This window comes from Streptomyces sp. NPDC006193 (genome assembly GCF_040613915.1).
Taxonomy (GTDB): Bacteria; Actinomycetota; Actinomycetes; order Streptomycetales; family Streptomycetaceae; genus Streptomyces.
Window position 1 is genome coordinate 1 of sequence record NZ_JBEXTB010000026.1, and the last position, 23,010, is coordinate 23,010.

The 23,010-nt window shown below is 71.4% G+C and carries 27 protein-coding genes; 9 read left to right on the plus strand and 18 right to left on the minus strand.

Annotated features, from left to right (window positions below; translation table 11 throughout):
• Positions 1 to 540: 540 nt before the first annotated feature.
• The 3 genes from ABZ261_RS22025 (at position 541) to ABZ261_RS22035 (ending at position 4,379) form a co-directional block, all read left to right on the plus strand.
• The gene (locus tag ABZ261_RS22025; RefSeq protein WP_356861651.1) at positions 541 to 1,014 is read left to right on the plus strand and encodes a hypothetical protein; all 474 of its coding nucleotides are present in this window, start codon (positions 541 to 543) and stop codon (positions 1,012 to 1,014) included.
• 43 nt (positions 1,015 to 1,057) lie between these two features.
• On the plus strand, positions 1,058 to 3,736 hold the full coding sequence (locus tag ABZ261_RS22030; protein WP_356861653.1) for a Helicase associated domain protein: 2,679 nt from the start codon (positions 1,058 to 1,060) through the stop codon (positions 3,734 to 3,736).
• 103 nt (positions 3,737 to 3,839) lie between these two features.
• Positions 3,840 to 4,379: a hypothetical protein gene (locus ABZ261_RS22035; protein ID WP_356861655.1), complete on the plus strand. Its 540-nt coding sequence runs from the start codon at positions 3,840 to 3,842 to the stop codon at positions 4,377 to 4,379.
• Here the strand turns inward: ABZ261_RS22035 and ABZ261_RS22040 are convergent.
• From ABZ261_RS22040 to ABZ261_RS22060, 5 genes are all read right to left on the minus strand, one after another.
• A complete protein-coding gene (locus ABZ261_RS22040; protein WP_356861657.1) occupies positions 4,370 to 4,519 on the minus strand; it encodes a hypothetical protein in 150 nt (49 codons plus the stop codon). The two genes, ABZ261_RS22035 and ABZ261_RS22040, sit on opposite strands and share 10 nt — an antisense overlap.
• Before the next feature lie 228 nt (positions 4,520 to 4,747).
• On the minus strand, positions 4,748 to 5,440 hold the full coding sequence (locus tag ABZ261_RS22045; RefSeq protein WP_356861659.1) for a response regulator transcription factor: 693 nt from the start codon (positions 5,438 to 5,440) through the stop codon (positions 4,748 to 4,750).
• Positions 5,441 to 5,444: 4 nt separating this feature from the next.
• Positions 5,445 to 6,680, minus strand: a complete 1,236-nt coding sequence (locus ABZ261_RS22050; protein ID WP_356861661.1) for a histidine kinase — start codon at positions 6,678 to 6,680, stop codon at positions 5,445 to 5,447.
• 15 nt (positions 6,681 to 6,695) lie between these two features.
• On the minus strand, positions 6,696 to 7,601 hold the full coding sequence (locus ABZ261_RS22055; protein WP_356861663.1) for a CPBP family intramembrane glutamic endopeptidase: 906 nt from the start codon (positions 7,599 to 7,601) through the stop codon (positions 6,696 to 6,698).
• Positions 7,602 to 7,732: 131 nt separating this feature from the next.
• Positions 7,733 to 7,906, minus strand: coding sequence for a hypothetical protein (locus ABZ261_RS22060; RefSeq protein WP_356861665.1), 174 nt, complete (start codon positions 7,904 to 7,906; stop codon positions 7,733 to 7,735).
• A gap of 193 nt (positions 7,907 to 8,099) precedes the next feature.
• Here ABZ261_RS22060 and ABZ261_RS22065 point away from each other — a divergent pair, with 193 nt between their 5' ends.
• Positions 8,100 to 8,468, plus strand: a complete 369-nt coding sequence (locus ABZ261_RS22065; protein WP_356861667.1) for a hypothetical protein — start codon at positions 8,100 to 8,102, stop codon at positions 8,466 to 8,468.
• A gap of 466 nt (positions 8,469 to 8,934) precedes the next feature.
• On the opposite strand, the gene ABZ261_RS22070 is transcribed toward ABZ261_RS22065, so the two are convergent.
• On the minus strand, positions 8,935 to 9,276 hold the full coding sequence (locus ABZ261_RS22070) for a hypothetical protein (protein ID WP_356861669.1): 342 nt from the start codon (positions 9,274 to 9,276) through the stop codon (positions 8,935 to 8,937).
• 196 nt (positions 9,277 to 9,472) lie between these two features.
• Here ABZ261_RS22070 and ABZ261_RS22075 point away from each other — a divergent pair, with 196 nt between their 5' ends.
• Positions 9,473 to 10,288, plus strand: a complete 816-nt coding sequence (locus ABZ261_RS22075; RefSeq protein WP_356861671.1) for a hypothetical protein — start codon at positions 9,473 to 9,475, stop codon at positions 10,286 to 10,288.
• 207 nt (positions 10,289 to 10,495) lie between these two features.
• Here the strand turns inward: ABZ261_RS22075 and ABZ261_RS22080 are convergent, their stop codons facing one another.
• Entirely contained in the window at positions 10,496 to 11,833 is a 1,338-nt protein-coding gene (locus tag ABZ261_RS22080) for an FAD-binding protein (protein ID WP_356861673.1), read from the minus strand.
• Positions 11,830 to 12,384 carry a TetR/AcrR family transcriptional regulator gene (locus tag ABZ261_RS22085; protein WP_356861675.1) on the minus strand — a complete coding sequence of 185 codons (555 nt, stop codon included), beginning with the start codon at positions 12,382 to 12,384 and terminating at the stop codon, positions 11,830 to 11,832. The genes ABZ261_RS22080 and ABZ261_RS22085 overlap by 4 nt, the downstream gene beginning before the upstream one ends.
• A 58-nt stretch (positions 12,385 to 12,442) precedes the next feature.
• Between ABZ261_RS22085 and ABZ261_RS22090 the strand changes: the two genes are divergently transcribed.
• Positions 12,443 to 12,805: a DUF4267 domain-containing protein gene (locus tag ABZ261_RS22090; protein WP_356861676.1), complete on the plus strand. Its 363-nt coding sequence runs from the start codon at positions 12,443 to 12,445 to the stop codon at positions 12,803 to 12,805.
• Positions 12,806 to 13,417: 612 nt separating this feature from the next.
• Here the strand turns inward: ABZ261_RS22090 and ABZ261_RS22095 are convergent.
• The 8 genes from ABZ261_RS22095 to ABZ261_RS22130 all read right to left on the minus strand — a co-directional run bounded on the left by ABZ261_RS22095 (position 13,418) and on the right by ABZ261_RS22130 (position 17,206).
• On the minus strand, positions 13,418 to 13,942 hold the full coding sequence (locus ABZ261_RS22095) for a hypothetical protein (protein ID WP_356861678.1): 525 nt from the start codon (positions 13,940 to 13,942) through the stop codon (positions 13,418 to 13,420).
• Positions 13,930 to 14,220 carry an Ada metal-binding domain-containing protein gene (locus ABZ261_RS22100; RefSeq protein WP_356861680.1) on the minus strand — a complete coding sequence of 97 codons (291 nt, stop codon included), beginning with the start codon at positions 14,218 to 14,220 and terminating at the stop codon, positions 13,930 to 13,932. Before ABZ261_RS22100 ends, ABZ261_RS22095 begins: the two co-directional genes overlap by 13 nt.
• Positions 14,217 to 14,957, minus strand: coding sequence for a 2OG-Fe(II) oxygenase (locus ABZ261_RS22105; protein ID WP_356861682.1), 741 nt, complete (start codon positions 14,955 to 14,957; stop codon positions 14,217 to 14,219). Before ABZ261_RS22105 ends, ABZ261_RS22100 begins: the two co-directional genes overlap by 4 nt.
• Positions 14,954 to 15,571 carry a methylated-DNA--[protein]-cysteine S-methyltransferase gene (locus ABZ261_RS22110; RefSeq protein ID WP_356861684.1) on the minus strand — a complete coding sequence of 206 codons (618 nt, stop codon included), beginning with the start codon at positions 15,569 to 15,571 and terminating at the stop codon, positions 14,954 to 14,956. The genes ABZ261_RS22105 and ABZ261_RS22110 overlap by 4 nt, the downstream gene beginning before the upstream one ends.
• A complete protein-coding gene (locus tag ABZ261_RS22115) occupies positions 15,568 to 16,059 on the minus strand; it encodes an RNA polymerase sigma factor (RefSeq protein WP_356861686.1) in 492 nt (163 codons plus the stop codon). The genes ABZ261_RS22110 and ABZ261_RS22115 overlap by 4 nt, the downstream gene beginning before the upstream one ends.
• Positions 16,060 to 16,108: 49 nt before the next feature.
• A complete protein-coding gene (locus ABZ261_RS22120) occupies positions 16,109 to 16,354 on the minus strand; it encodes an MGMT family protein (RefSeq protein ID WP_356861688.1) in 246 nt (81 codons plus the stop codon).
• Positions 16,351 to 16,620, minus strand: coding sequence for a hypothetical protein (locus tag ABZ261_RS22125; RefSeq protein ID WP_356861690.1), 270 nt, complete (start codon positions 16,618 to 16,620; stop codon positions 16,351 to 16,353). The genes ABZ261_RS22120 and ABZ261_RS22125 overlap by 4 nt, the downstream gene beginning before the upstream one ends.
• A gap of 202 nt (positions 16,621 to 16,822) precedes the next feature.
• A complete protein-coding gene (locus ABZ261_RS22130; RefSeq protein ID WP_356861692.1) occupies positions 16,823 to 17,206 on the minus strand; it encodes a hypothetical protein in 384 nt (127 codons plus the stop codon).
• A 236-nt stretch (positions 17,207 to 17,442) separates the two neighbouring features.
• Here ABZ261_RS22130 and ABZ261_RS22135 point away from each other — a divergent pair, with 236 nt between their 5' ends.
• Together ABZ261_RS22135 and ABZ261_RS22140 are read left to right on the plus strand one after the other, a co-directional pair.
• Positions 17,443 to 18,117: a hypothetical protein gene (locus ABZ261_RS22135; protein ID WP_356861694.1), complete on the plus strand. Its 675-nt coding sequence runs from the start codon at positions 17,443 to 17,445 to the stop codon at positions 18,115 to 18,117.
• A 77-nt stretch (positions 18,118 to 18,194) separates the two neighbouring features.
• The gene (locus ABZ261_RS22140; protein WP_356861696.1) at positions 18,195 to 19,121 is read left to right on the plus strand and encodes an immunity 49 family protein; all 927 of its coding nucleotides are present in this window, start codon (positions 18,195 to 18,197) and stop codon (positions 19,119 to 19,121) included.
• An 884-nt stretch (positions 19,122 to 20,005) separates the two neighbouring features.
• Here ABZ261_RS22140 and ABZ261_RS22145 read toward each other — a convergent pair.
• Positions 20,006 to 20,821 (minus strand): MerR family transcriptional regulator, encoded by an 816-nt coding sequence (locus ABZ261_RS22145; RefSeq protein WP_356861698.1) that lies wholly within the window; start codon positions 20,819 to 20,821, stop codon positions 20,006 to 20,008.
• Between the two features lie 79 nt (positions 20,822 to 20,900).
• Here ABZ261_RS22145 and ABZ261_RS22150 point away from each other — a divergent pair, with 79 nt between their 5' ends.
• On the plus strand, positions 20,901 to 21,695 hold the full coding sequence (locus ABZ261_RS22150) for an SDR family oxidoreductase (protein ID WP_356861700.1): 795 nt from the start codon (positions 20,901 to 20,903) through the stop codon (positions 21,693 to 21,695).
• A gap of 448 nt (positions 21,696 to 22,143) precedes the next feature.
• Here the strand turns inward: ABZ261_RS22150 and ABZ261_RS22155 are convergent, their stop codons facing one another.
• Positions 22,144 to 22,989, minus strand: coding sequence for an alpha/beta fold hydrolase (locus ABZ261_RS22155; RefSeq protein ID WP_356861702.1), 846 nt, complete (start codon positions 22,987 to 22,989; stop codon positions 22,144 to 22,146).
• Between the last annotated feature and the right edge of the window lie 21 nt (positions 22,990 to 23,010).

A 23,010-nucleotide genomic window follows, 5' to 3' on the forward strand; every position in this document is an offset into this window, starting at 1 on the left:
CCCCACAAAACCACCCCCCCCCCTACCCTCTCCCCCCCCCCCCCGCTCTCCCGATCGGGGGCGGTCGCTGCGCTCCCGCGCGCCCGCGCGATGCGCGGGCGCCCCCCTCCGCTGCGCTCCAGGGGCCGGTGGGGCCGGCCGCTGCGCGCCCGGCGGGCCGCGCGATGCGCGGCCGGGCCACTCGGGGTGTGACGGTGCGCTTAGTGGGGCCTACAGTACGGGAGTTGGGGAGTGCTCCGCACTCCCGGGCGGGTCCGCTGCGCTCCCCCGCCTGACGGTCCTTCCGGCTGCGCCTCCAGAACCGTTGGGGCCCGCTGACGCGGGCCGGGCTGGCTACGAGGGTGGGGGGCGCTCGTTCGTGTGGGTTCCAGTGTACCGCGTGCATCAGACTGATGCAGTATGTACCGTTGGCGGAAACACCAGACACCCCCCAACCACCCGGACCGGGCCGGGGCTCGGTGACAGGAAAAGGGAAACCGCATGTGGAGTGCTCAGGATGTGGCGCGGGATCAGATTAGGCGACAGGCAAACGGTCTCGATATGACCGCCGTTGCGGAGAAGGTCGCGGAGGCTGCTGCCCGCAAGCGTGAGACGGCGGAGCAGTTGAGGCGGGGCGGTTCCTTCTCCGAGTTAGAGACGGACCCGGAACGGCTGGCTGCCATCTGGGAGGCAAAGCATGTGGAGTGGCAGCGCGTCAGGGACTTGATGGCTCAGGCCGGTTGGGGCGCGTACGAGCTGGAGCGGGACACCCAAGGCTCCACGTGGACTCAGGAGCGCACAGAACGGCGTGACAGTGCTCTCGCGGCCAAGGCCGCCTTCGAGGCGCGGCGGCGGGAGGAGGCGGATGAGCTGCGGGCGGAGCTGTGGCTGTCTGCCGCGCCTAGCCGGCTGATCCGGGCGGCGGTCGATCGGGCTGGGCTCATGCCCGCCCAGGTCCTGGCGCAGCTCGCCGAGCGGGTCGTGATGGGCGAGGACGGTACGGTGCCAGTCCCGCCCTTCATGCCGTCCCGGTGATTTTCCGAAGCGGTCAGGAAACGAGTCAGGGGAGGATTTTGAAATGCCGGGTATTCAGCTCAAGGAACACCAGGTTGACCAGAAGGCGGCTTTCCGTAAATGGGTGGGCTTCCCTGCAAGATCATCTGTGCCCCCGGAGGGTGCTCGGGGCACGATCGTGTCAGCGACCGGTTCGGGCAAGACGATCACTGCGGCCGCGTGCGCGCTGGAGTGCTTCCCGGGCGGCCGGATCCTCGTCACGGTGCCGACCCTGGACCTGCTCGTGCAGACCGCCGAGGCGTGGCGCCTGGTGGGCCACCGCTCTCCGATGGTGGCGGTGTGCTCGCTGGAGAACGACCCGGTGCTCAACGAGCTGGGCGTGCGCACCACCACCAACCCTATCCAGCTCGCCCTGTGGGCCGGGTCCGGGCCGGTGGTCGTGTTCGCCACGTACGCCTCGTTGGTGGACCGCGAGGACCCGGAGGACCCGACGGGTCGGCGGAGGGTTCGCGGGCCGCTGGAGGCCGCTCTGGCGGGCGGGGAGCGGCTCTACGGGCAGCAGATGGCAGGCTTCGACCTCGCGATCGTGGACGAGGCCCACGGCACCGCCGGTGATCTTGGTCGGCCGTGGGCCGCGATCCACGACAACCAGCGGATCCGGGCGGACTTCCGGCTCTACTTGACCGCGACCCCACGCATCTTGGCGGCGCCCCGGCCCCAGAAGGGCGCGGACGGCGAGGAGCTGGTGCTGGCGTCGATGGGCCAGGATTCCCAGACCTACGGCCCCTGGATCGCCGAGCTCGGGCTGAGCGAGGCGATCGAGCGGGGCATCCTCGCCGGATTCGAGATCGACGTGCTGGAGATCCGCGACCCCTCCCCCGTTCTCGGGGAGTCGGACGAGGCGCTGCGGGGCCGGCGCATGGCGCTCCTGCAGACGGCGCTCCTGGAGCACGCCGCGGCGTACAACCTGCGTACGGTTATGACGTTCCATCAGAAGGTGGAGGAAGCCGCCGCGTTCGCGGAGAAGCTGCCGGAGACCGCTGCAGAGCTGTACGTCAACGACGTCTCCGACGCCGACCTGGCCGCCGCGGACAAGATCCCCCCGTCATCGATCGATGCAGAGTTCTACGAGCTGGAGGCCGGCCGCCACGTACCCCCGGACCGCATGTGGTCGGCATGGCTGTGCGGCGACCACCTTGTCAGCGAGCGGCGCGAAATCCTGCGGCAGTTCGCCAACGGCATCGACGCCAACAACCGGCGCGTGCACCGGGCGTTCCTCGCCTCGGTGCGGGTGCTCGGGGAGGGCGTGGACATCACCGGCGAGCGGGGTGTGGAGGCGATCTGCTTCGCCGACACCCGCGGCTCGCAGGTGGAGATCGTGCAGAACATCGGCCGGGCGCTCAGGTTGAACCGCGACGGCTCCACCAAGGTCGCGCGGATCATCGTGCCGGTCTTCCTCCAGCCCGGCGAGGATCCGCAGGACATGGTCGCCTCCGCCAGCTTCCGCCCCCTTGTAGCGGTGCTCCAGGGCCTGCGCTCGCATGATGAGCGTCTGGTCGAGCAGCTCGCCTCCCGCGCCCTCACGAGCGGCAAGCGCAAGGTCCATGTCCGGCGCGACGAGGAAGGGCGGATCGTCGGGGCCGGCGGCGAGGGTGACGGCGAGGGCCAGGAGCAGGACGGTGCTGACGCCGCGGCCGAGTCCGCGCTGCTGCACTTCTCCAGCCCGCGCGACGCCGCCACCATCGCGGCGTTCCTGCGCACCCGGGTCTACCGGCCGGAGTCGCTGGCGTGGCTGGAGGGGTATGAGGCGCTGCTGCGCTGGCGCCGGGAGAACGGGATCACGGGCTTGTACGCCGTCCCGTACGACACCGAGGTCGAGGTCGGCGTCACCGAGGACTTCCCGCTGGGGCGGTGGGTGCACCAGCAGCGCAAGACCCTGCGCGCCGGTGAACTCGATCCTCACCGCAAGGAGCTGCTCGACTTGCCGGAGGCCGGGATGGTGTGGGAGCCCGGCGAGGAGGCCTGGGAAGCGAAGCTCGCCGCGCTCCGCTCGTACCGGCGCGCCACCGGACACCTCGCCCCGCGCCAGGACGCTGTGTGGACCGACCCCGCCGACGGGGTGGAGGTGCCGATCGGGCAGCACATGGCCAACCTCCGCCGCAAAGGGGCGAAGAACGGCCTCGGCAAGAACCCAGAGCGAGCCGCCGTGCGTGCGGCGCAGCTTGCCGCGATCGACCCCGACTGGAACTGCCCCTGGCCGCTCAACTGGCAACGCCACTACCGCATCCTCACCGACCTGGTGGAAGCCGACGGCCGCCTCCCCGACATCGCGCCCGGCGTCACCTTTGACGGCGACGACCTGGGCAAGTGGCTCCAGCAGCAGAAGCAGCCGGCCGTCTGGGCGCAGCTGTCGACCGAGCAGCAGGAGCGATTGTCCACGTTGGGCATCAAGCCGCTGGAGAAGTCCTCTGCCGCCCCGGCGACCAGGCGCACGGTGAAGGGCCCCAGCAAGGCCCAGCAGGCATTTCAGCGCGGCCTGACGGCCCTTGCCCAGTGGGTCGAGCGGGAAGGCGCCCAGCGGCCCGTCCCACGTAGCCACAGCGAAGAGATCTCAGTCGACGGCGGGACCGAGCCCGTGGCCGTCAGGCTCGGCGTTTGGGTCTCCAACACCCGCGCCAGACGCGACCGGCTAGACCAAGAACAGCGCGCCGCACTACGGGAATTGGGAGTGGAGTGGGCATAGGGGTTGCGTACGGGAATCGGAGTCAGCGGAGATTTGCACCGATGTGCGATCTTATGAGTGTGTTCTCATCCAGTTGCTGGCTGTGTCCAGAGTGACGCGCTTCGTGACAGAGGAGATGCCCCGCTCAGCGGGTGGCCAGACGCTGGGCTACCTCTACCAGTGCGAGTGGGTGTTGGTGGAGCTGGCGCAGCGGTGGTTGAAGGACGCAGAGGCCACGCTGCGCATGGAGATGCTGGACGACATTGACCTGCTGCACGGGTCAGTTCCTGTCGAGCTTGTGCAGTCCAAGCATCATGGCGGTCAGGGAGAGATCGACTCCACCAGTGCTGATCTGTGGCGTTCTGTCAATTCCTGGTGCGATGCCTTGGAGATCCTCGGGGACGCGCCGCTGCCGCTGCTCCGCTTGGTCACCACGCAGCAGGTTTCTGCCGGGAGCCTCCTGGAGAAGCTGCGGCGCCCCGGGGCGAGCAGTCAGCTGGACGTCCACGCCGTGGCCGGGCTGCCCGGCGTAGTCCGCCACGGCACCGTCCAGCCGGTCCTGACCGGGCAGGACGCACACGATCCGGAGCAGATCCTGCAATTTCCGCGGGCGGACATTCCCCGGCGCATCTGCCGCCTCGGCATCAGGTACCGCTACAGGTGACGCACCCACAACTCCTCCACTCGTCGCGGCGGTTCCGCAAGCCCGTCCAGGAGCAGCAGGAAGCGCTTGCACTTGATCGTCTGCCACTGGCTGCTCGCCGCCCGCTGTGTGCGGCGTTCGCCCCCGGGCCCGATCCGCACCCACAGCGCCTGTGCGAAGTTTGGGTGCTGCCCGGCAGCGGCAACTGAGGAACGGATCCGGGTTCGGTGGGGATCCAGAGGCCTGTGATTGATCGTGCTCATGCCGAGGAACGTTCGTGCGGGAACTGCGCGAGGCTTTGGTGGCTCGGCCGTGCAGGCCGGTCGCACAAGACCGGCGGTCGGTGTGCGTCGTACCCCCTCGGGGTCCAGTCGGACGAGCGTGTGGGGTCAGCCTGTGGCGGACACCAGGCCGATCCGGTAGGCGAGGACGACGGCCTGGACCCGGTCGCGCAGGCCGAGTTTGGCCAGGATCCTCGACACGTAGGTCTTGACCGTCTCGGGGGTGATGAAGAGCTGTGCGGCGATCTCCGCGTTCGACAGCCCCTCGGCGATCTGCCGGAGCACTTGCAGCTCGCGTGGGGTCAGGGCCCGTACCACGTCCTGTCTGGCCGGCCGGGATGCATCGGCCGGGTGCAGGTGTTCGGCGAAGTGGCCGATGAGCTGGCGGGTGACGGCGGGGGCCAGCAGGGACTCGCCCCGGGCGACCGTCCGGATACCGTTCACCAGCTCCGCCGGGGGCGCGTCCTTGAGGAGGAAGCCGCTGGCCCCGGCACGCAGGGCGTCGTAGACGTAGGCGTCGACGTTGAAGGTGGTGACGACCAGCACCTTCGGCGGTGCCTCGGCGTCGGGGCCGGCCAGTTGCCGGGTCGCCTGGATGCCGTCGAGCAGGGGCATCCGGATGTCCATCACCACCACATCGGGACGCAGGCGCCTGGCGGCCTGGACCGCCTCGTGCCCGTTCTCGGCCTCTGCGACGACCTCCATGTCGGGCTGGGCGGAGAAGATGGTGACGTAGCCGGTGCGCACCAGTGCCTGGTCGTCGCAGACGAGCACACGGATCGGTGGCGGCGCATCGCTCACGGGGTCACTCCGATGCGGGCTTGGAGGGAATGGTGGCGCGGACCTCGAACCCGCCTTCGGGCCGGGGTCCGGCCTCCAGTTCACCATCGACCGTCCGCGCCCGTGCACGCAGGCCCGCAAGTCCACGCCCGCCGACCGGGGCCGGTTCGTGCGCGGCGGCTGCGGCCGGCGGCAGGGCGGTGGGCCCGTCGGTGGTCACCTTGATGTCGATACGTTCCTCGCCGTACCGGACGAGGACCTGTGTCGGCTGCCCCGCGGCGTGTTTCATCGCGTTGGTGAGCGCCTCCTGCACCACCCGGTAGGCGGCCAGCTCCACGTCCAGGCGCTGCGCCCGCCGCTCGCCCTGCTCATCGAACTCGACCGGCAGGCCCGACCTGCGGGCCTGTTCGACCAGGTCTGCGAGCCGGCCCAGGGTGGGTGCCCGGTCCGCGCGCGCCGGGCCGGCGGAGGCTGACTGGCTGGTCGCTTCCAGCACGCCGAGCAGGTAGCGCAGCTCTGTCAGCGCCCGGCGGCCGGTGTCGCTGACGGCCGCAAGTCCTTCGCCGGCTTTGTCCGGTGCGGTGGTGAGCAGGAACTGTGCCGCGTCCGCCTGGACCACCATGGCCGTCACATGATGGGTGACCACGTCGTGCAGCTCGCCGGCGATGCGTGCCCGCTCTGCGGCCGCGGCCACTTCGGCGGTCAGCCGCCGCCGCTGCTCCTCCCCCGCCCGCCGTGCGCGCACGGTGCTGCCCACCAGCCAGAACGCGGCCACCGTGAGATAGAAGGCGAGATAGTCAGCGATGGTCTGCGGTGAGCCGAGGTGGTCCAGGACGAGGGCCAGTACCCCGTAGCCCGCGCTCACCACGCCCGCCAGATGCCGGCGGAAGCGAACCTGGTGAGCTCCGGCCGAGTACAGGGCCAGATACAGCCCCCAACTCGCCACCGTCGTCGCGAAGCCCAGCGCCTGATATACGGCGAACGCGGCCGCGACGACAGCTAGACAGAGCGCGGGCCATCGCCGGCGGGCCGCCAGCGGCAGGGTCTGGGCCAGGATCAGCGCGATACTCAGCGCATTCGCCGGCCGCTCGGGCAGATCCCCGATCTGCCCTCCGATGGTGGACAGGGTCGGCACGAACGCCAACAGGGCCAGCAGCAGGGCGAGGACGCCGTCCTTGAGGAAGCCGTCCCGCTCCTGCCACCGCTCGAACGCCGCCCCCAGCAGCGCACGGCTGCTGGAGGGCGCCTGGCGGGATATCACTACCGTCTCCTCCGGTCAGCCGGCCTGGATGCGTCGTGCGGATCGGCGGGGCAGCAACCTGCCGCCGCGGCGGGCGAGGACGAACATGCGGACGGCGAGCAGCACACCGATGACGACGGGCACCAGCGCCGCCTCGAGGCCGAAGCCACCGCCGGTCAACACGGCGGAACCGTGCACGTCGACGGTGAACAGGCCCTTGGAGGCGTGCCCGGAGACCGGGATGCCGAGCAGCTGCTCGGCGGTGTTCCAGGCGAAGTGCAGCCCCGCGACGAACCAGATGTTACGCCGCCACAAAAACGCCGCGCCGAGCATCACGCCCGCCTCGGAAGCGATGGCCAACGCGCTCCACGCGCTGGCGCCCGGAGCGCCCAGATGGGCGATGCCGAAGAACAGCCCGGTGATCACGATGGCCGCCCGGCTGCCCCACAGCCGCTCCAGCGCCTGCAGCGCGAGACCGCGGAACAGCAACTCCTCGGTGACCGCGGCGGCGATCTGCACCATGACCGCAGATGAGAGGACCGCCATGACGCCATGGCCAGCCCAGGAGAACGAGTAGCCCCCCGACACCGTGATCAGCACGGCGGACACCACGACGAAACCCAGACCGATCGCGCCGCCGTACAGCGCTTCCCGGCCGGCTCCCCGCCGGGCGATCTCCGGAGTCGAGCATCGCGCGACACGACGCATGACCAGCCAGTACACGGCCACCGCGGCCACCGCGCCCAGCACCGGCACCGGACCAGGACCCGTGGCGGTCAGGGACGAGACCAGGCCGACGCCGACCAGGCCCGTCAGCATCCAACCGAGCGGAGAGCGGACGATGCGGCCGAGACGGCCGCCGCGGGCGTCGGGGGCGTCGGGGGCGTGGAAAACCGTGTCCGGGCCGGGGCCGTCGGCGTGCCGTGCGGTGGACGTACTCATGTGGCCTCCCCTGTCAGCGGTCGCGCAGGTTGCGACCTGACAACCACGCTAGAAACCCGTCCCCGTCAGCGAATCGCCCGCAGATGGACAACTGCTGTAGCTCTCACGGGGGATGCGCCCCGGAGAAGGGATCAGCACGCGTACGGGAGGCGGGCACCATCATGGCCGCCGCCGCAGCGGCGGTCCTGGCCGGACGGGTGGGACTGGGCGGAGCGGCCGAGGGCGGAGTCGTAGTAGGGGGCTCCCATCTTGTACAGGGCCGCCGGGTCGACGTACGCACCCGCGTAGCGGTACGGCCGGGGCACGGTCTCGGCGGTGGCGCCTCCCGCGGGGCGTGCCCGTCGGACCGTGCTCCGGCGTAGGCGTGCATCCGCTTGCCGCTGTCGTCGACGAGACCGAGTGGCCGCTGCGCGATACACCGATGCCCTACCTCGCAGGCAAGGCAACCGGTGCTTTCTAAGACCATGTCCCATGGGGTGAGGGCTCGTTGAGCCGGTCATGGGGCGGGGTACATGGAGTTGGATTGTTGCGGACGGGCTGTGGGAGATCGCGAAGCCGCTGATCCCGCTCGTCCCGGTCACCGCGCTGCCTGGCCCGGACGCCGGCGAGCCGTGCGAGGACCTCTTCGCCCTGGAGGCCCTCGGGCGTGTCTTCGTGACCTCGCTGCGGATCTGGACGCAGGCCGGGCCGGATGCGGCGGAGGGCATCGCCCGCGCGGTCATCGACTTCGCCGCGCAGTTCCTCACCGAGGACCACGAGAACGTCGCCGATGTCCTGCGCCAGTTGGAGGCCGTCGGCGTAGGGCAGACCCTCGATGCGCACCCCGCACCGAACGGCTCGCGCCCGGTGCGCCTGACCATCGCGTAGTGCGCGCCGAAATCGGCGGTGGTGCGCACCACCGCCGGGCAGGTCCACCGCACCATGCGCACCACCGCGCCGCACCAGGTGCGCATGGGCCTCCTCTATCACGAGCCCCCTCGACCGCGGCCTGATCGGCGGCCGGAGCGTGTTGTGTCAAGGAGAAACGTGCCGGGCGGCTACCTGGTCAAGGGGTGCCGACGCGCGTGAGGCTGCACCTGGTCAAGGGGGCCGGTCGACGGTGCGCGCACCGATGCGGTGCGCCGGGGCGCGCGAGGGTGCCGACCATCGCCTGGTGGTGCGCACCTGGCGCGGTGGCGGAGATCGCGGTGCGCATCAGAGGGGAGTCCACTCGGTGGCGTCCACTCTGAAGAGGCCCAGCGGGTGGGCTCCACCCGACTCCACTCGATGGAGTCCATCGGATGGGCTCCACTCAGCGGGCTTCACCCGGTGGGGTGGAGGGTGTCCGGCATCGTCACCACAGCCAGGCGGTGAAGTGCCGCACTCGGGACAGGGCGCGGGCATCGCGGCGCGCGGCCGCGTTGCCGATCCGGTTCTGCCGGGAGCGGGGCCGGCGCGACTGCGCGGCGGCGAGGCGGCGCTTCCCGGCTTCGCGGAGTCGCTTCCGCTGCTTACGCAGCTCCTCCTTCTTCGCCGCCTTCGACTTCGGCTTCCGGGGCCGCTTCCGGATCGGCTGCCGACCCAGAGGCTCGTCGGGCTCCTGGTCCTCGTTGAGCGCAGCGGCCATCTGCTCGCGGGCGGCACGAGCGCGGGCGAGTGCGTCGTCGGGGTTGGGGCGTTCTTCCGGGGTGCTCACGTGACTCCTCCTGTGGTTCGGCCCGGCGTGTGGTGGGTGCCGGGTTGCTGGGTGGGCTGCGGCGGGGCCGTCGCCGGGGCGAGCTGTGGTCGGGGGCCGTGGGCGGCTTCGCGCGCCCGCTGGCTGTCCTCCCTGGAGCGTGGCGGCCACCTGTGCGGCGGCGGCAGGGTCCGGTCCGCTCCTGGGCGGTGTTCTCGTGGCTCATCTGGGATGGCGCGCCGTCTTCTGGGTCAACGTGCCCCTCGCGTTCGTCATCGCCGCTCTCGCCCTCGCCGTACGGACGCCGGCAGCACCGGGGCGACACCCGGCGGTGACCGCCTGCCCCGGACCACCCCGGCCGGGCAGCGCCCTCACGCGGGCGGGCGCGGCACGCGTCACGCGCGGCACGCGTTGGACCCCTCCCGGACCGCCCCCGGCGCCTCCGCAGCCCGCCCCACCGGGGCCGGCCCTGGCCGGGCAGCGCCTCACGCGGGCGGGTGTCTGCGGGTGTGGGCGTCCGCGCCTTGAACCGCCCCCACCAGCCGCCAGCGGCGCTCGGGAACCCGTTCCGCCGCACCCGCCGGCCCCGGCCCCCGGACCGCCCCCGCCGCACGTCCCGGCTCGTGTGCACGTGCGGGCACGTGCAGCTGTGCACGCCGTAACGCGCGCGACCCGACCGGAGCTGGTGGTGGAAGTCGGCGCCGACGTCGCCCGGGACAATGCCGGGCGCTGGCGGCACCTTGTGGGCGCGGGCCTGGGCGGTGTCGACGTCGCCGAGTGGGCGGTAGATCCCGATCCCGTACGGGCGCAGTGGCCGCGGTCAGCTCCCGGGGACGGCTGTGCGCGGGTGGCGGGCGAGGCGGGGGGTGTTCTCCTCGGCCTGGGCGGCGAAGTTGCGGGCGGTGGCGGGCCGGTGAGGACGCGCCTTCTGGAGCAGGATCAGGGTCCCGTCCGTACGGCCGGTGCGGGGTCGCGGCGGCGAGCACCCCATGGGGTCGCCGGATCGGGTGGCTGCGGTGTCGGCCCTGCTTGACCGCCAGCTGGGAAGCCGGCACCCACACGTCTGCGGCCCAGGCGGCGCAGGCCGGGCCGCGTTCGGTGCTGCGCGCGGCGGCGTCCAGGAGCAGCGGCAGCATCGGGCCGCGGTGATCCGGGTCGGCTGGGCCCTCGCCCGCGACGGCGGTGAGTCGTTCCTCTGCTCCGCCGACCGCGCGCGTCGGGCCTGGGCCGGACCTGGGGCTCAGCCGAGCAGCCGTGACCGACGGATCCGCCTGCTCGGGTCGACGGCGTCCGCGATCTCGGACGCCCGACGGCGAGCGTCCGCGGGGAGCGCGTCGGGCACGCCCGCCGCGCCGTCGATCCAGGAGCCCGGGGTCGAGCCCGCGTCGGCGGCTGCCCACAGTGACCGCGCCCGCGCGAATGCCGCCTCGATCTCTTCGCGGGAGGCGCGGTCGAGCGTCCCGACGGCGTGGCCGACGAAGTCCCCGGCCGGAGTCACGACCGCCCCGGGTCGGCGGGCCGGGGCGCCCGCGACGTGCCGGATCTCCAGCAGGACGAGCGCGGAGTCGTCGCCCGCCGCGGTGGACAGCAGCGCCTCGGCGATGTCGGGGGTCGAGGCGACCAGCCAGCGGGCGTCACCGACGGCCGGGGTCGCGACCGGGGGGTCGAGGTGGATGCGGGCCAGTCGGGCCGCGTCGCTCGGGCCCCAGGTGTCGGAGACGGGCTCGGCGGCGGCTCGCATCGCCCGGAGGAGGGGCGCGGCCGCGTCGGGGCCGTCGGGGTCGGCGATCGCGAGGTGGACCGCGACCCTGCCGTGCAGCGCGGGCGGGAACAGGGGGAGCGGCGGCACGTGGAGCACCGAGATGCTGCACGAGACGCTGATCGGCAGGGCCCTGACGGTGGCCGCCCACGCGGCGAGGAGCTCCGGGAGCGACTCGACGTGCCAGAGCAGGGCGCCGGCGTGCAGGTCCGGCGCCGGCACGAGGTCGAGCTCCAGGGTGTGGGCGATCCCGACCCCGCCTGCGCCGCGGAAGGCCCACAGGGCCTCCCGGTCGACCGTGTCGGGGGCGTCGTCGGTGGCGGTGCGGGATCGGCCGCTGCCGTCGACGTAGCGGACGGCACGCAGCGACCCGCTGGCCAGCCCGTCGCGCCGGACCAGCCACCCGACACCGCCTCCGAAGGTGTATCCGGAGACCGAGACGGTGGGGGCCGAGCCGGCGAGCCCGAGCAGGCCGTGTCGTTCGGCGGCGGTGTTCACGGCCGACCAGGTCGCACCGGCTCCGACGGTGGCGGTGCGCGAGGACGGGTCGATCACCACGTCGGTGAGCCGCGAGGTGTCGAGCAGGACCGCCCCGGCGCCGACCGGCGCGCCGGCCCCGTGGCCGGTGGCCTGGGGCACGATCTGCAGGAGCTCTCCTGAGGTTCTTGCGAGGGTGGCTACCTCTTCGAGGGCGCGGGCGATGTCGTCGGGTCCGGCCACCGGGGCGACCCGGGCGGGCTGCTGCGGGGTGACGGAGTTGCTCGGTCGGGTCGCGGCGGCGTACTCGGCCGAGTCCGGACCGACGAGGGTGCTGCTCACGAGAGGTCCTCCCGCGGGGGCGGCTGCGTAGCCATGCGGTGTGCCAGGGCGAGTCGGGCCTCGGCCTGGCCGGGGGTCAGGCGTCCGGCGGCCTGCAGGGTGACCAGGCCGTGCAGGAGCGACCAGACAACCTCCGCCCGGGTGCCGTCGGCGTCGGGGACGACGTCGCGGAGGGCGGTGAACGCGCGCCGCAGCGGTGCGGGGTTGTCGTCGACGGCGAAGGCGAGCTCCGAGGGCAGCGAGAACATCGCCTCGTACAGCCGGGGGTGGGCGGCGGCGAAGTCGAGGTAGGCCCGCATCCGTGCCAGCGGCACGGCCTGCACCGCTTCGAGGGCCGAGGCCAGCTCGGTGAAGCCGTCCAGCGCCACCGCGTCGATGAGTGTCTGGCGGCTGGCGAACGCCGAGTAGAGGACCGGCTGCGTGACGCCGAGTTCGCCGGCGAGGCGACGCATCGTGACTGCGGCCCAGCCCTCCGACTCGGCCAGGGCTCGGGCGGTGCGGCTGATCTGCTCGCGGCGGGCGTCGAGGTCCGGTGCTGGTCTGGGAGACATGACTCCATGCTAGCGTCGTTATATAACAGCGCAAGTTAACGTCGTCGAAGGATCTCCCATGCACCTCGCCGCCCTCTCCCTGACCGTCCTGGCCTGTGTCGCCATCATCGTCCTCGGCACCCGGTTCCTCCTCGCCCCGCAGCGGGCGACCCTCGACTTCGGCGTCCGTCCGGACGACGTGCGCGCCCTGGCCGCGACCAAGGGCGTCCGCGACATCACCTCCGGCGTGGTGCTGCTGGTGGCCTGGGCGGCCGGGGGCACCACGGTGCTGGGGTGGCTGGTGGTCGCCGCCGCGCTCACCCCGGTCGCCGACGCCGTCATCGTGCTCGCCCGCGGCGGGAGGCGCGCGACCGCCTTCGGCGTCCACGGCGTGACGGCGGCAGGGCTGGTCGCAGCGGGCCTGGTCCTCGCGCTGGGGTAGCCGGCGCGGCGGCGCGCTCCGGGTCCGCTCGGTGGAGATGACCACGAGTCGTCCACAGGCTTCCGCGTACGTCGGGTTGTCCCCGATCCCTGCGGTTGAGCCGGATTCTCGGTCAAGACCGTCGGTGGCGGTGCTGGAACGGTCCCAGCGCCGAGCACACCGGACGCATTGAGATCTCTCGATCGGGACATCCGATCGAGGCGTTCCTGTGCTCGGTCCTCGACGACCTCGAGGGACTGGCCGGCGTCCCGGCCTGGTCGATGGACGACGCCGCCACCACCCGGGTGGTGCAAGCTCGCGGCCCGGGTCGCCGCCGGAGCCGCCGGTGTCGCCGTCGACACTCTGCTGACTCTAGTCGGCGACCACCCCGCGGACTACGAACTCCACGTCGGCGTGCTCGCCCAGCTCGACACCCAGCAGGCCGGGCCGGCCCTCGCACGAGAACCCGCCCAAGCTCACAACAGCCACATCGCCGACGACCGCACCGCCGACACCCGCATACGCCGGGCACTACGCCCCGGTACGGCTGACTGAAGCGGCTGTCGCGGGCGATCTGCCGGCCGACGGCCGTCCAGACCGGCTCGGCCGCTTCTTCGGGTACGGCGCCCGCTGTCATGATCTGTTCTCCGTGCTGATGTGGTGCTGGAGGGAGTCGTCCTCGACGAGCCAGCTGGTGCCGTGGTCGGTCGTGCCGGCCAGGCCGTTCAGATGGGTCAGGCCGACGAGTGCGAGCGTGCGCGGATCTCCGATCGCGGCCGTCGCGAGGGTGCGTTCGGGGCTCCAGGGGGTCGACCACAGCAGCCGCCGGGTCATCTGCGCCCAGCCGGTCGCCGGGCCGGCCATGACCCAGAGGTCGGGGTCTGCGTCGGCGAACCGTGATGCGTGGCGCAGCCAGGAGGCCCCGGTTTCGGGCCAGGAGATCGCAGCGAGGACGGTGCCTCCTGCGCGGTCGAAGGCCGATGCGATCAGGTGCGAGGTTGCAAGGGCGTGCGCAGTGCGGCCGGAGCCGATCACGATGGTGTGGGCGCGGCGGGCGCGAGCCAGTCGGGCGAGGGCCGCGACCTCGGTGGCCGTGGCCGTCAGGTCTGCGTCGTAGTTCGCCTGCCTCTTCAGCAGGGGGCTGCTCAGGGGGTCCATGGTCGGTTGTTCTCCCGGGCTGCCCTCCAGCGCTGATAGCGGGTTCTGCAGCAGGCACCGCAAGGGCGGAATCCGGCGGCGACTGCCGTGGCCTCGTCGCTGAAGAAGACCCGGTGCTTCACATAGCCGCCGCGGGCGATGGCGCGCAGTGCGGCGGGGCAGTCGAGTCGTCCGTAGATCTTCGAGCCGCGGTGGCCGCCCCACTTGCCCTTGAGTGGCGACCGGTAGGGACGGCCGTCGGCTCCGAGAAGGGTGTAGGTGTTCCTCGTGTCGTTCATGCGGCGTCGTGGAAGACGAGAGCAAGGGTGTGACGTCTGCCGGACCGGAGGGCGGACACGCCGTGGCGGACCGGCGCGGCGGACCATCCGCGAGCGGACCTGACGGGCCGGTCGCGGGTGGTGAACAGGTATCCGTGGCCGTGCGGCAGCAGCGTGGACGTGCCCCTGGACTGGGCGCGCGGGCGCTGTTCCAGAAGCAGGAATTCACCGCCCGTGTGATCCACGCCGGGCTCGTTGAGATTGATCACCACCTGCAGCGGAAATACGAGGTCACCGTACAGATCGCGGTGCAGGGCGTTCCAGTCCTTGTTCCTGTAGCGCAGCAGGATCGCCGTGGACTTCGTCTGGCCGCCGTCGTGGCACATCTGCAGCCAGTCGTCGAACGAGTCCGGCCATGGCGCGGGGCGGCGGAGTTTGGTCCACCAGTCGCGGGCGATGGGCAGCAGTTTCGGGTACAGCGCCTGCTTGAGCCGTTCGATCGGTTCCGGGTACGGCGCGTTGAAGTACCGGTACTGGCCCTCACCGAAACGGTGCCGGCCCATGTCGATCGTGCTGCGGAACAGATCGTCCTGCTCGTACAGCTCCCTGATCTCCACGGTTTCCTCGAAGGTCAGCAACTGCGGCAGCAGCGCGCCGCCGTACTCGTTGACCTCCGCGGTGATCGCCTTCCAGTCGCCGGACTCGACGCGACGGTGCCACCGGTCCGTCGTCTGCCCGGCCGCTTCCGTGGTGCTCATACCGCGGCCTCCAGTTCCAGCAGCGTGGTCTTGGCTGTGAGTCCGCCGATGTAGCCGCCCAGGGTGCCGTCGGTGCGCAGCACGCGGTGGCACGGCACGACGATCGGCAGCGGATTGGTCGCGCAGGCCGTGCCCACCGCCCGGACAGCCTTGGGGCTGCCGACGAGTTCGGCCATGTCACGGTAGCTGCAGGTTTGTCCGTACCCGATCTCGGGCAGATGCGTCTGCACCAAGCGCCGGAACCCGCGTGACAGGGACAGGTCCAGTGGCACGTCGAAGGCCCGGCGGCGCCCGGCGAAGTATTCATCGATTTCGCGGGCCGCCTTCTCCAGCCGCTTCGGGGCGTGCAGGATCCGCGGGCTGAGCTTGTGGCCGAGGGCTTCCAGAACCTGGTCATGGTCCTCACCGGCGTACGCCACACGGACCAGGCCCTTCGGGGTGGCGGCGAGCAGCAGCTTGCCGACGGGCGAGTCGATGGTCGTGTAAGCGACGTCGATCAGGTCGGCTTGCTCTGCGGCCTGCTCCAGACGGCGGTGGAGGCGACGGAGAGTGCCGTCGTCCACGGGCGTCGACAGCAGGACGGCGAGGTCGTCATCGTTGTGCTCGTCGCTCATGATGATGCTCCTTTCGTGATCGCGCCCGGATAATGTTTCCTGAGGTTGTTGAGTCCGTCGGCAGCGGCTCTTCGGGCCGCCGTGACGGTGCCGCCGAGGATCTCCGCGATCTCGGCGTACGCCAGTCCCGCCACATATCGGTAGGCGATGGCTTGACGCTGCTTGCTGGGCAATTCCTTCACTGCGGCCCACAGCCCGACGGCTTCGACGTTCGAGAGGCCCTGCCCTGTCGGCTTTTCCGGCACTTCGTCGACCGGCAGGGCATTTTTCTTCGCGGCACGCAGCACGTCGATCGCCTTCCGGTGCGCGATCGTCACCAGCCACGCCTCCACGTTCGCCGTTTCCGGCAGATCGGGATAGGCGCGCATAGCGGAGAGGAAGGTCTCGGACCACGCGTCGTCCGCATCATGCGGGCCGAGGACGACCCGGCAGACGCGCAGCACGGTGGCACCGTGCTGCGCAACCACGCTCTCGAACGGTTGTTTCATGTCCATCCCATTGAAGACGTACGTGCGGTGGCAAACATGAAAGACACGGTCAGAACAACCGTCCGGCATCGCGCGCAGGCGGCTCCTCGAGCTCCAGCAGTGCCTGCTTGCGCCTTAGCCCGCCGGCGTACCCCGTCAGGGCCCCACCGGCGCCGACGACGCGGTGACACGGAACGAAGATGCACAGCGGATTCGCGCCCACCGCTCGGCCGACCCTTTGCGCGAGACCGGGGCTTCCGACCTGCTGGGCGATGTGGCCGTAGGTAGTCGTGTCTCCGCACTGGATGCTCTTCACGATGTCCCAGACGGCATGCTGGAACGAGTCGCCCTCGGCCGCGAGCGGAGATCGAACTGCCTGCGCCCTCCCGCCAGGTAATCGCGCAGCTGGCGGACCGCTTCGCCCAGCAGCGCGTCCGTCGAGTCGCCGGCCTCGGGTCCGAACGTCTCGTGCGCTGACCGGCGGACATGATGTCTGAAGTACAGGCCGGTGATCGTCTCGTCCTTGGCGACGATCGTGATCGGCCCCAGGTGCGTCTCGATCACGACGTGTCGGGTGTTCATCTGCCGCTCCTCTCTCTTGACCTGTAGACGGGTGCCACCCGCAGAACGTGAGATCTCATGTGGAGCCGGTGCCGACCGCTCTGCCGAGACGCGCGACGAAGGCGGATCGGCCTGGCACCGATTCCTACGACTGAATACGCAGAGCAACAGTCTGTGAAACAGTCGCGATCGAAAGGCCGAATTCTCGTGCTGCTGAGGCAGGTCAGCGCTGGTTTGTCGTCCGACGAGCGGCAGCGTAGGAAACTTCGAGCCGAGATGACTTGTCGCTGCCATGTCGAAAGTCATCGCGATATGAGCCCATGCCTGGCGAGGATGTTCGGCGCTGCGCCCTGTAGCGAAGCCACAGGGCCAACATGACCATGCTCACCGACAGATTGAAGCCGTAAAGCGCCCAGACCGGCCCGATCGGAAGGTCAAAAATATAGATGGCATAGATGACATTCCCCGCATTGCTGAGAACGAGGTTTCCGCCACTGTAAGAGGAAAGATCGCGCGTGCGTACAGCCTTTAAAATCATCGGCATCGTCGATATTGCGAATATCAATGTCGAAAGAGATCCTGCAATTACAGAGATGTCGCTTCTCACTGTTTCTCCTGCCGTGCGGATGATGCTTCTGCAAAGATGTTCCCGACGGCCACAGGTGCCGGAAGCGCGACTAGGAGCACAAAGAGTTCCCTTGTCTCATCGTGCGCGCCGACCTGTAGACGCTGTCGAACGATGAGATGTGAGATGTCGATCGAGATTTCTTCCGCAGCCCGCGGTCACATGCGGCGGGAGTCCAGTCAGCTCCCCCGGCAGGGAGGATCCGCAGCCGTCGGCCTTTGCCCGACGGCACGGGCTCGACGAGCGGCGGCCGGTGCAACGGAAGTCCGAAGCGCTCGATCCCGCAGAACTCCAGCGCCTGGTCCTGGCCGCCGGTGACGCCGCGCTCGTCGTCCGTCGGCATCCGCGAGCACACGGAAGGTGCCCAGGTCCGCCAAGTCCGCACCATCCCCGCCCCGCGCAGCACACCCGCAGCGGCTCTCGTCACTCTGCGCGCCGAACTGGACCTCGCCCGCCAAGAGAGCCGACAACTGCGTGCCGAGCGCGACCAGCTCCAGGGCGCCCTACAGCACCAGTTCGGCCAACAACTCGACACCCTCCACACTCCAGAGCTGACGACCCCAACCGACAGCCTCACCCGCCACAGCGATCAACTGGCCCGCCGGCTCGAAGAGGCCACCGTCGAGAACACCTCCCTACAAGCACGCATCAGCAGCCTCGAAGATGACCTCACCGCAGCCCGCTTCTTGGGCTCCCGGACACACCACATGACCGGTCTGACACCCGAGCAGCGTGCTGAAGCCGAGGAAGTCATCCGGGGGCCGTACCGCTTCAGGCCCGGAGTCGATTACGCGGATGCACCGGGCCGGGTGGTCCCCCCCCCGGATCACAAGCCCTGGACGCTCGCCTTCGCGGTGCCGCAGGACGCCAGCTACGCCCTCGGCGGCGCCTGACCCGGGACGCGCGCCACCTTCCCCGAGGCCTGTGACCCACTGCTGGGCTGTCAGTCCCCGCTGCCAGGATGACCGATATGACGATCAAGAACGTGGCCGGTCACGACGTGGCCGGAAAGCGGATAGAGGACACCCTCGAGCGCGGGGTGCACCGGGCTTTCGAGCACTGGGCCGACCTGCGCCACCACGGCATCCGTCCCCTGCGGCAGGGACTCCGAGAGATGCGCGGCGACCTCCTGGAGCTCGCCGGCGCTCGTACTCTGGCAGATCCCGCCCTGGAGGCGCCGTGGTCGCGGAAGGTCCTGATCACCGCCGCGGAGTGTGCTCTCGGTGAGCTGGCGCTGGGCACCTTCCCCGACGGCGACTGGGACGTCCCCCTCCCCCTCGTGGACGACACGCTCACCAGCCAGGAGATCCACTACGAGGAGGCCTGGGAACCGGCCTCACCGGCGACCACGGCGCAGACCTGGGTCCAGGCTTTCGCCCTGTGCGTGATCAGCGGACTGATGTGGGAGCGCAGTCGGGTCATCGGTCCCCTGCTGCGCGAGGACTACGCGCCCGCCATCCGCGACGGGGTGCCCTGCTCGACGCGGGAGTCGGTATCCACTGCGGCCGACCTCGCCGAGATGGACGCGCTGTGCGACTACCTCACCGTCGTTCACGGGCCAGTGCCCGGGGCCGTTCCCGGCTCCGTCCCGCTGCACAAGCCCGACCCCGACGCGCGAGCCCGGGCCGCTGAGCGGCTCGACGCGGCCGGTGCCCTGGACCCGGACCAGCACCTGCTTCGGACCCTGCTCAACGACGATCAGGGGGCCTTTGAGCAGGCCCTTGCCGGACAACTGCTGGAGCACCGCGCACACGTCGGCACGGACCCGGCCCCCGGCACCCTGCTGCCGGTCAGGACGGTTGCGATGGCCACGCTTGCCTCCGTTGCACACGGATGGCAGTTGGGCGTCCGGTCCGCCTACCTGCCCGACTCTCTGCTGCACGCCCCGTCGCATTGAACTGGCTGGGGCGGATGGCCGCCGGGGGCCTTCGCCGGCCCCCGAACCCCCGCTCCCCGGCACCGCCCGGCGCGATGCCGCGGCAGGCACGGAGGCCGGACATTGCCGACCTGCAGTTCGAGCTGTAGGCCGGGGCGGAAGCAGGACAGGGCGTCGGGGAGAGCTGTGAGAGCAGGAGCGTTACGGACTGTGCCGCCGGCCGGGGAGCTGACCTCGCCACTGATCAGCCGGGCCGCGGACCGCTACGGCCTGCCGGCTGCCGGTGTGCTGCGGCTGTGGACGTGCCGCAACTCCCCCGCCCGCAACGACGGCGGCGGTGTACGGGCCGATGCGGCGATCGTGCTCAACGAAGCCGGGCGGGGTGTGCTTGTCGAGCTGTGCGGGGTCGAGCCGGCGGCGTGCGCGCGTGCGGCCCCGGCCGCTGATCGAGGGCACCGAAGCGGTCGGCGACCCGATCGAAGTCCTCCCCGCCGTCTTCCACGCCCTGAGGCACGGACACCTCACCGCACCTGTGGACGTCCCGCTCAACGCACATGTTCTCGTCAGCACCGGTGGCCAGGACAGTGAGGGCGGCCGGTGAGCGGCGGCGTGGCGGGCGGCCGGTGCCGCAGGTCGGAGCGCATGTCCGCTTCCGAAAGAGCACCTGGCAGGTCATCGCTCTGGCAGGGCAGCAGATCCACCTGGCCGATGAGGCGGGAGCAGACGAGACAGTGCCGGCCGGGCGTCTGTTCGCCGATGCGTCCTTCGCCCTCGTGGGGGCCGAGATGCCCCAGGCCGTGACGCAGTGGGGGCTGTTCGAAACCGCGCCCGAGAGCGCACGGACAGCAGCAGCAAGCGGCGGCGTGGGGCTGTCGACCCAGCGCCCCCGCCGGGCCGTGCCGGACTCAGACCGGGCGGGGGCCGGCACCGGCGACCCGGAACACCGGCCAGCCGATCTCGGTGCGCCACTGCTCGGCAGCCGGGGTGTCGCGCGGGCCCACGAGGTAGGTCTCGCGCACCGGCCCGGCCACGGCGAGGGCGTGGTCGGCGACCCACCTGCCCAGCTCGCCGTAGGTGACGTCGATGGTGTCGTGGGCCCCCGGGTGCACGGTGACCGCCAGCTCGGCGGGCGGCAGCTCGGTGTCGTGGACGCGTCCCAGGTCCGGCACGGGCACGGCGACCGGGACGTACACGAGCACGTCCCCGCGGCCCTCGCTGAACAGCGCGTTGTCGTAGAGGCCGCCCGCGGGGCCCGTGGGCGCGTCGATGACGGCGTCCAGCTCGGCCATCGCGCCCGCGTACCAGGACAGCACCTCCTCGTGGGTGACCGTGCCCCGCACCGCGGCCACGCGCCGCGCGGGCGCGTGGCGCAGCTCGACGGCGACACCGGCCGGTTCGGGGCGCAGCAGCCGTCGCAGCGACGCGACGGCCGCCTGGGTCCGCGACAGCTGGTCCTGGAGTCGCTGGAGGTGCTCGCCCACCAGGTGCGCGCGCACGGTCGGGTCCGGGGTGAGCAGGATCCGCCGGACGTCGGCGAGCGGTACGTTGAGTTCCCGCAGCCGGGAGATGACCTGTGCGCTGGGGATCTGGCCGGGGTCGTAGTACCGGTAGCCGCTCGACGGGTCCACGTGCGCGGGCTCCAGCAGCCCGGCCTCGTGGTAGCGGCGCAGCGTACGGATGCTCAGGTGGGTCAGCCGGGAGAACTCGCCGATCGTCAGCACGCCCCTACTGTGCACCCTCCCGCAGGGGGAGAGTGCAGCGCTTGACCCGGGTGCTGCGGGAGGCGGCACGCTCCGGCACATGACCAGCACTCCTTCCGTCTGCTCCGATCTCGCGGGGCGTCTCGCCGTCGTCACCGGCGCCGGACGGGGCACCGGCGCCGCGATCACGGCCCGCCTGCGTGCGGCCGGCGCCACCGTGCTTCCGACGGCCCGCACGGCGCCCGCGACCGCGGTGGCCGACCCGCTCTTCGTCACGGCCGACCTGACCACGCCGGACGGCGTCGAGACCGTGGTCTCGGCGGTACGCGACCGGCTCGGCACCCCGGACGTCGTCGTGCACACGCTCGGCGGCTCGCACGCGCCGGCCGGCGGTTTCGCCGCCCTCACCGACGCCCACTGGCAGGACGAGCTCGCCCTCAACCTGCTGGCCGCCGTACGCCTCGATCGCGCACTGCTCCCGGCGATGCGGGACGCGGGCCGGGGCGCCGTCGTCCACGTCTCCTCCATCCAGCGCCGGCTGCCCCTGCCCGACGCCACACTCGGCTACGCCGCCGCCAAGGCCGCGCTGACCACGTACAGCAAGGGCCTCGCCCGGGAACTGGCCCCGCACGGAGTACGGGTCAACGTCGTCTCCCCGGGGGCGATCGCGACGGAGGGCACCACGGCCCTGGTCGCCCGCATCGCCGACGCACAGGGCATCGACCGGGCCGCGGCCTGGGACCAGGTGCTGGCCTCGCTCGGTGGCATCCCCCTCGGCCGCCCGGCACGCCCCGAGGAGGTGGCCGAGCTGGTCGCCTTCCTCGTCTGCGACCGCGCCGCCGCCATCACGGGCGCCGAGCACACCATCGACGGCGGCACCGTCCCCACCCTGTGACCCCGCCCCGCACCCAGGAGAGCACCCGCATGACCCCGAACGGCCTTCTTGGCCTGCCCGTCCGCATCCGGACGTACCTCGACGCCCACACCCGCCACGACGTGCCGACGGCGGCCGACTGCTTCGGCCCCGCCCCGGTGGGGCCCTCCGCGGCTGGCCGCGCTCTTGTCGATCTGCCGGCCCCGGCCGCGAACGAGCACCCGTGGACAGGCTGGACGTTGTGCGCCGGATGGGGCACGTGGGGGCCTTGGGCGTCACGGTGATCGCGGCGTGGGTGTCGGCGCGGACCTGCGGGGTGACGTTGCTCGGCTTCGCCGCCCGGGTACCGCCCCCGGCCGGCAGCCGCCAACCGCCCCGAGCGCCCTGCCGCGCCCCGGCCCTCGACAGGCGGGGGCGGTCGGAGGTGAGTGGTGTCGAAAACCGCCGGCAGCAGGAGGGGGGGTGCCGGTCACGGCAGCAGAGCCGCGGCGAGTTCACGGGGGCGGGTGGCGAACGGGCTGTGGCTGCCCGGGAGGGTGCGCACGGTGAACGGGTTTTCGGGCATGGCCCGGTCGGCTTCCGCGATCATCAGATCCTGCACGGCCGCCGGCAGCGCCCGGTCGTCCGCGCAGCGCAGGAAGGTCCGCGGGACGCGCCCCCACCGGAGCGGGGTCACGATGACCGGGGTGGCGGGGATGGCGAGCGGCAGATCGGGGCTCAGCGCCGAGCGCCAGCGGTCGAAGCGGTCCAAGGGCGTGTCGTGGTAGTACGTCTGCCGCAGTTCCTCGACGTAGGCGGGATCCTGTGAGAGCGGGTTGATCCGTACGGCGCCCAGTTCTTCGGGGTCGCCCAGGTTGAGGCTCTGGCCTCGTGCCGTGGCGTTCTCGGGTGAGCCGAGATAGTCGAAGAACCGGGGGCGTGCGGCGGGCACGAAGGCCGTGAGGTAGACGATCTCGTCGACGAGTTCGGGTGCGCGCTCGGCGGCCAGCGACGCGGGGCCGCCGCCCGCGCTGTGTGCGACGAGCACGACACGGCGGTGGCGGCGGGCCTGGCGCAGCGTGTCCAGCACGGCTTCGGCGCTGTCGTCCATCGTCACGGTGGCGAGCGCGGACCTCTCGGTCGCCAGGCCCGGCTGGCCCGGCCGCAGGTATCCGTCGGGCAGTGGCGCGTCGAAGCCGTGCCCCGGCAGGTCGACGGCGATGCTCGCGGCACCGCGTGCGGCGAGTGCGCGCTGCGTCGCCGCCCACTGTCCGGAGCCGTGCCAGGCCCCGTGCACGAGGACGAAGACGGTGTCCGTGCAGGAATGATCAGTCATGGCTGCATTCCATGCGACCCG

What these genes read in the sequence shown, in the direction of transcription:
- ABZ261_RS22095 (WP_356861678.1), bottom strand. Translation starts at nt 13,942, where the DNA reads ATGGACCCCCTGAGCAGCCCCCTGCTGAAGAGGCAGGCGAACTACGAC.
- ABZ261_RS22100 (WP_356861680.1), bottom strand. Translation starts at nt 14,220, where the DNA reads ATGAACGACACGAGGAACACCTACACCCTTCTCGGAGCCGACGGCCGT.
- ABZ261_RS22105 (WP_356861682.1), bottom strand. Translation starts at nt 14,957, where the DNA reads ATGAGCACCACGGAAGCGGCCGGGCAGACGACGGACCGGTGGCACCGT.
- ABZ261_RS22115 (WP_356861686.1), bottom strand. Translation starts at nt 16,059, where the DNA reads ATGAAACAACCGTTCGAGAGCGTGGTTGCGCAGCACGGTGCCACCGTG.
- ABZ261_RS22065 (WP_356861667.1), top strand. Translation starts at nt 8,100, where the DNA reads ATGGGGCGGGGTACATGGAGTTGGATTGTTGCGGACGGGCTGTGGGAG.
- ABZ261_RS22090 (WP_356861676.1), top strand. Translation starts at nt 12,443, where the DNA reads ATGCACCTCGCCGCCCTCTCCCTGACCGTCCTGGCCTGTGTCGCCATC.
- ABZ261_RS22140 (WP_356861696.1), top strand. Translation starts at nt 18,195, where the DNA reads ATGACGATCAAGAACGTGGCCGGTCACGACGTGGCCGGAAAGCGGATA.
- ABZ261_RS22155 (WP_356861702.1), bottom strand. Translation starts at nt 22,989, where the DNA reads ATGACTGATCATTCCTGCACGGACACCGTCTTCGTCCTCGTGCACGGG.
- ABZ261_RS22055 (WP_356861663.1), bottom strand. Translation starts at nt 7,601, where the DNA reads ATGAGTACGTCCACCGCACGGCACGCCGACGGCCCCGGCCCGGACACG.
- ABZ261_RS22110 (WP_356861684.1), bottom strand. Translation starts at nt 15,571, where the DNA reads ATGAGCGACGAGCACAACGATGACGACCTCGCCGTCCTGCTGTCGACG.
- ABZ261_RS22085 (WP_356861675.1), bottom strand. Translation starts at nt 12,384, where the DNA reads ATGTCTCCCAGACCAGCACCGGACCTCGACGCCCGCCGCGAGCAGATC.
- ABZ261_RS22125 (WP_356861690.1), bottom strand. Translation starts at nt 16,620, where the DNA reads ATGAACACCCGACACGTCGTGATCGAGACGCACCTGGGGCCGATCACG.
- ABZ261_RS22030 (WP_356861653.1), top strand. Translation starts at nt 1,058, where the DNA reads ATGCCGGGTATTCAGCTCAAGGAACACCAGGTTGACCAGAAGGCGGCT.
- ABZ261_RS22150 (WP_356861700.1), top strand. Translation starts at nt 20,901, where the DNA reads ATGACCAGCACTCCTTCCGTCTGCTCCGATCTCGCGGGGCGTCTCGCC.
- ABZ261_RS22025 (WP_356861651.1), top strand. Translation starts at nt 541, where the DNA reads ATGACCGCCGTTGCGGAGAAGGTCGCGGAGGCTGCTGCCCGCAAGCGT.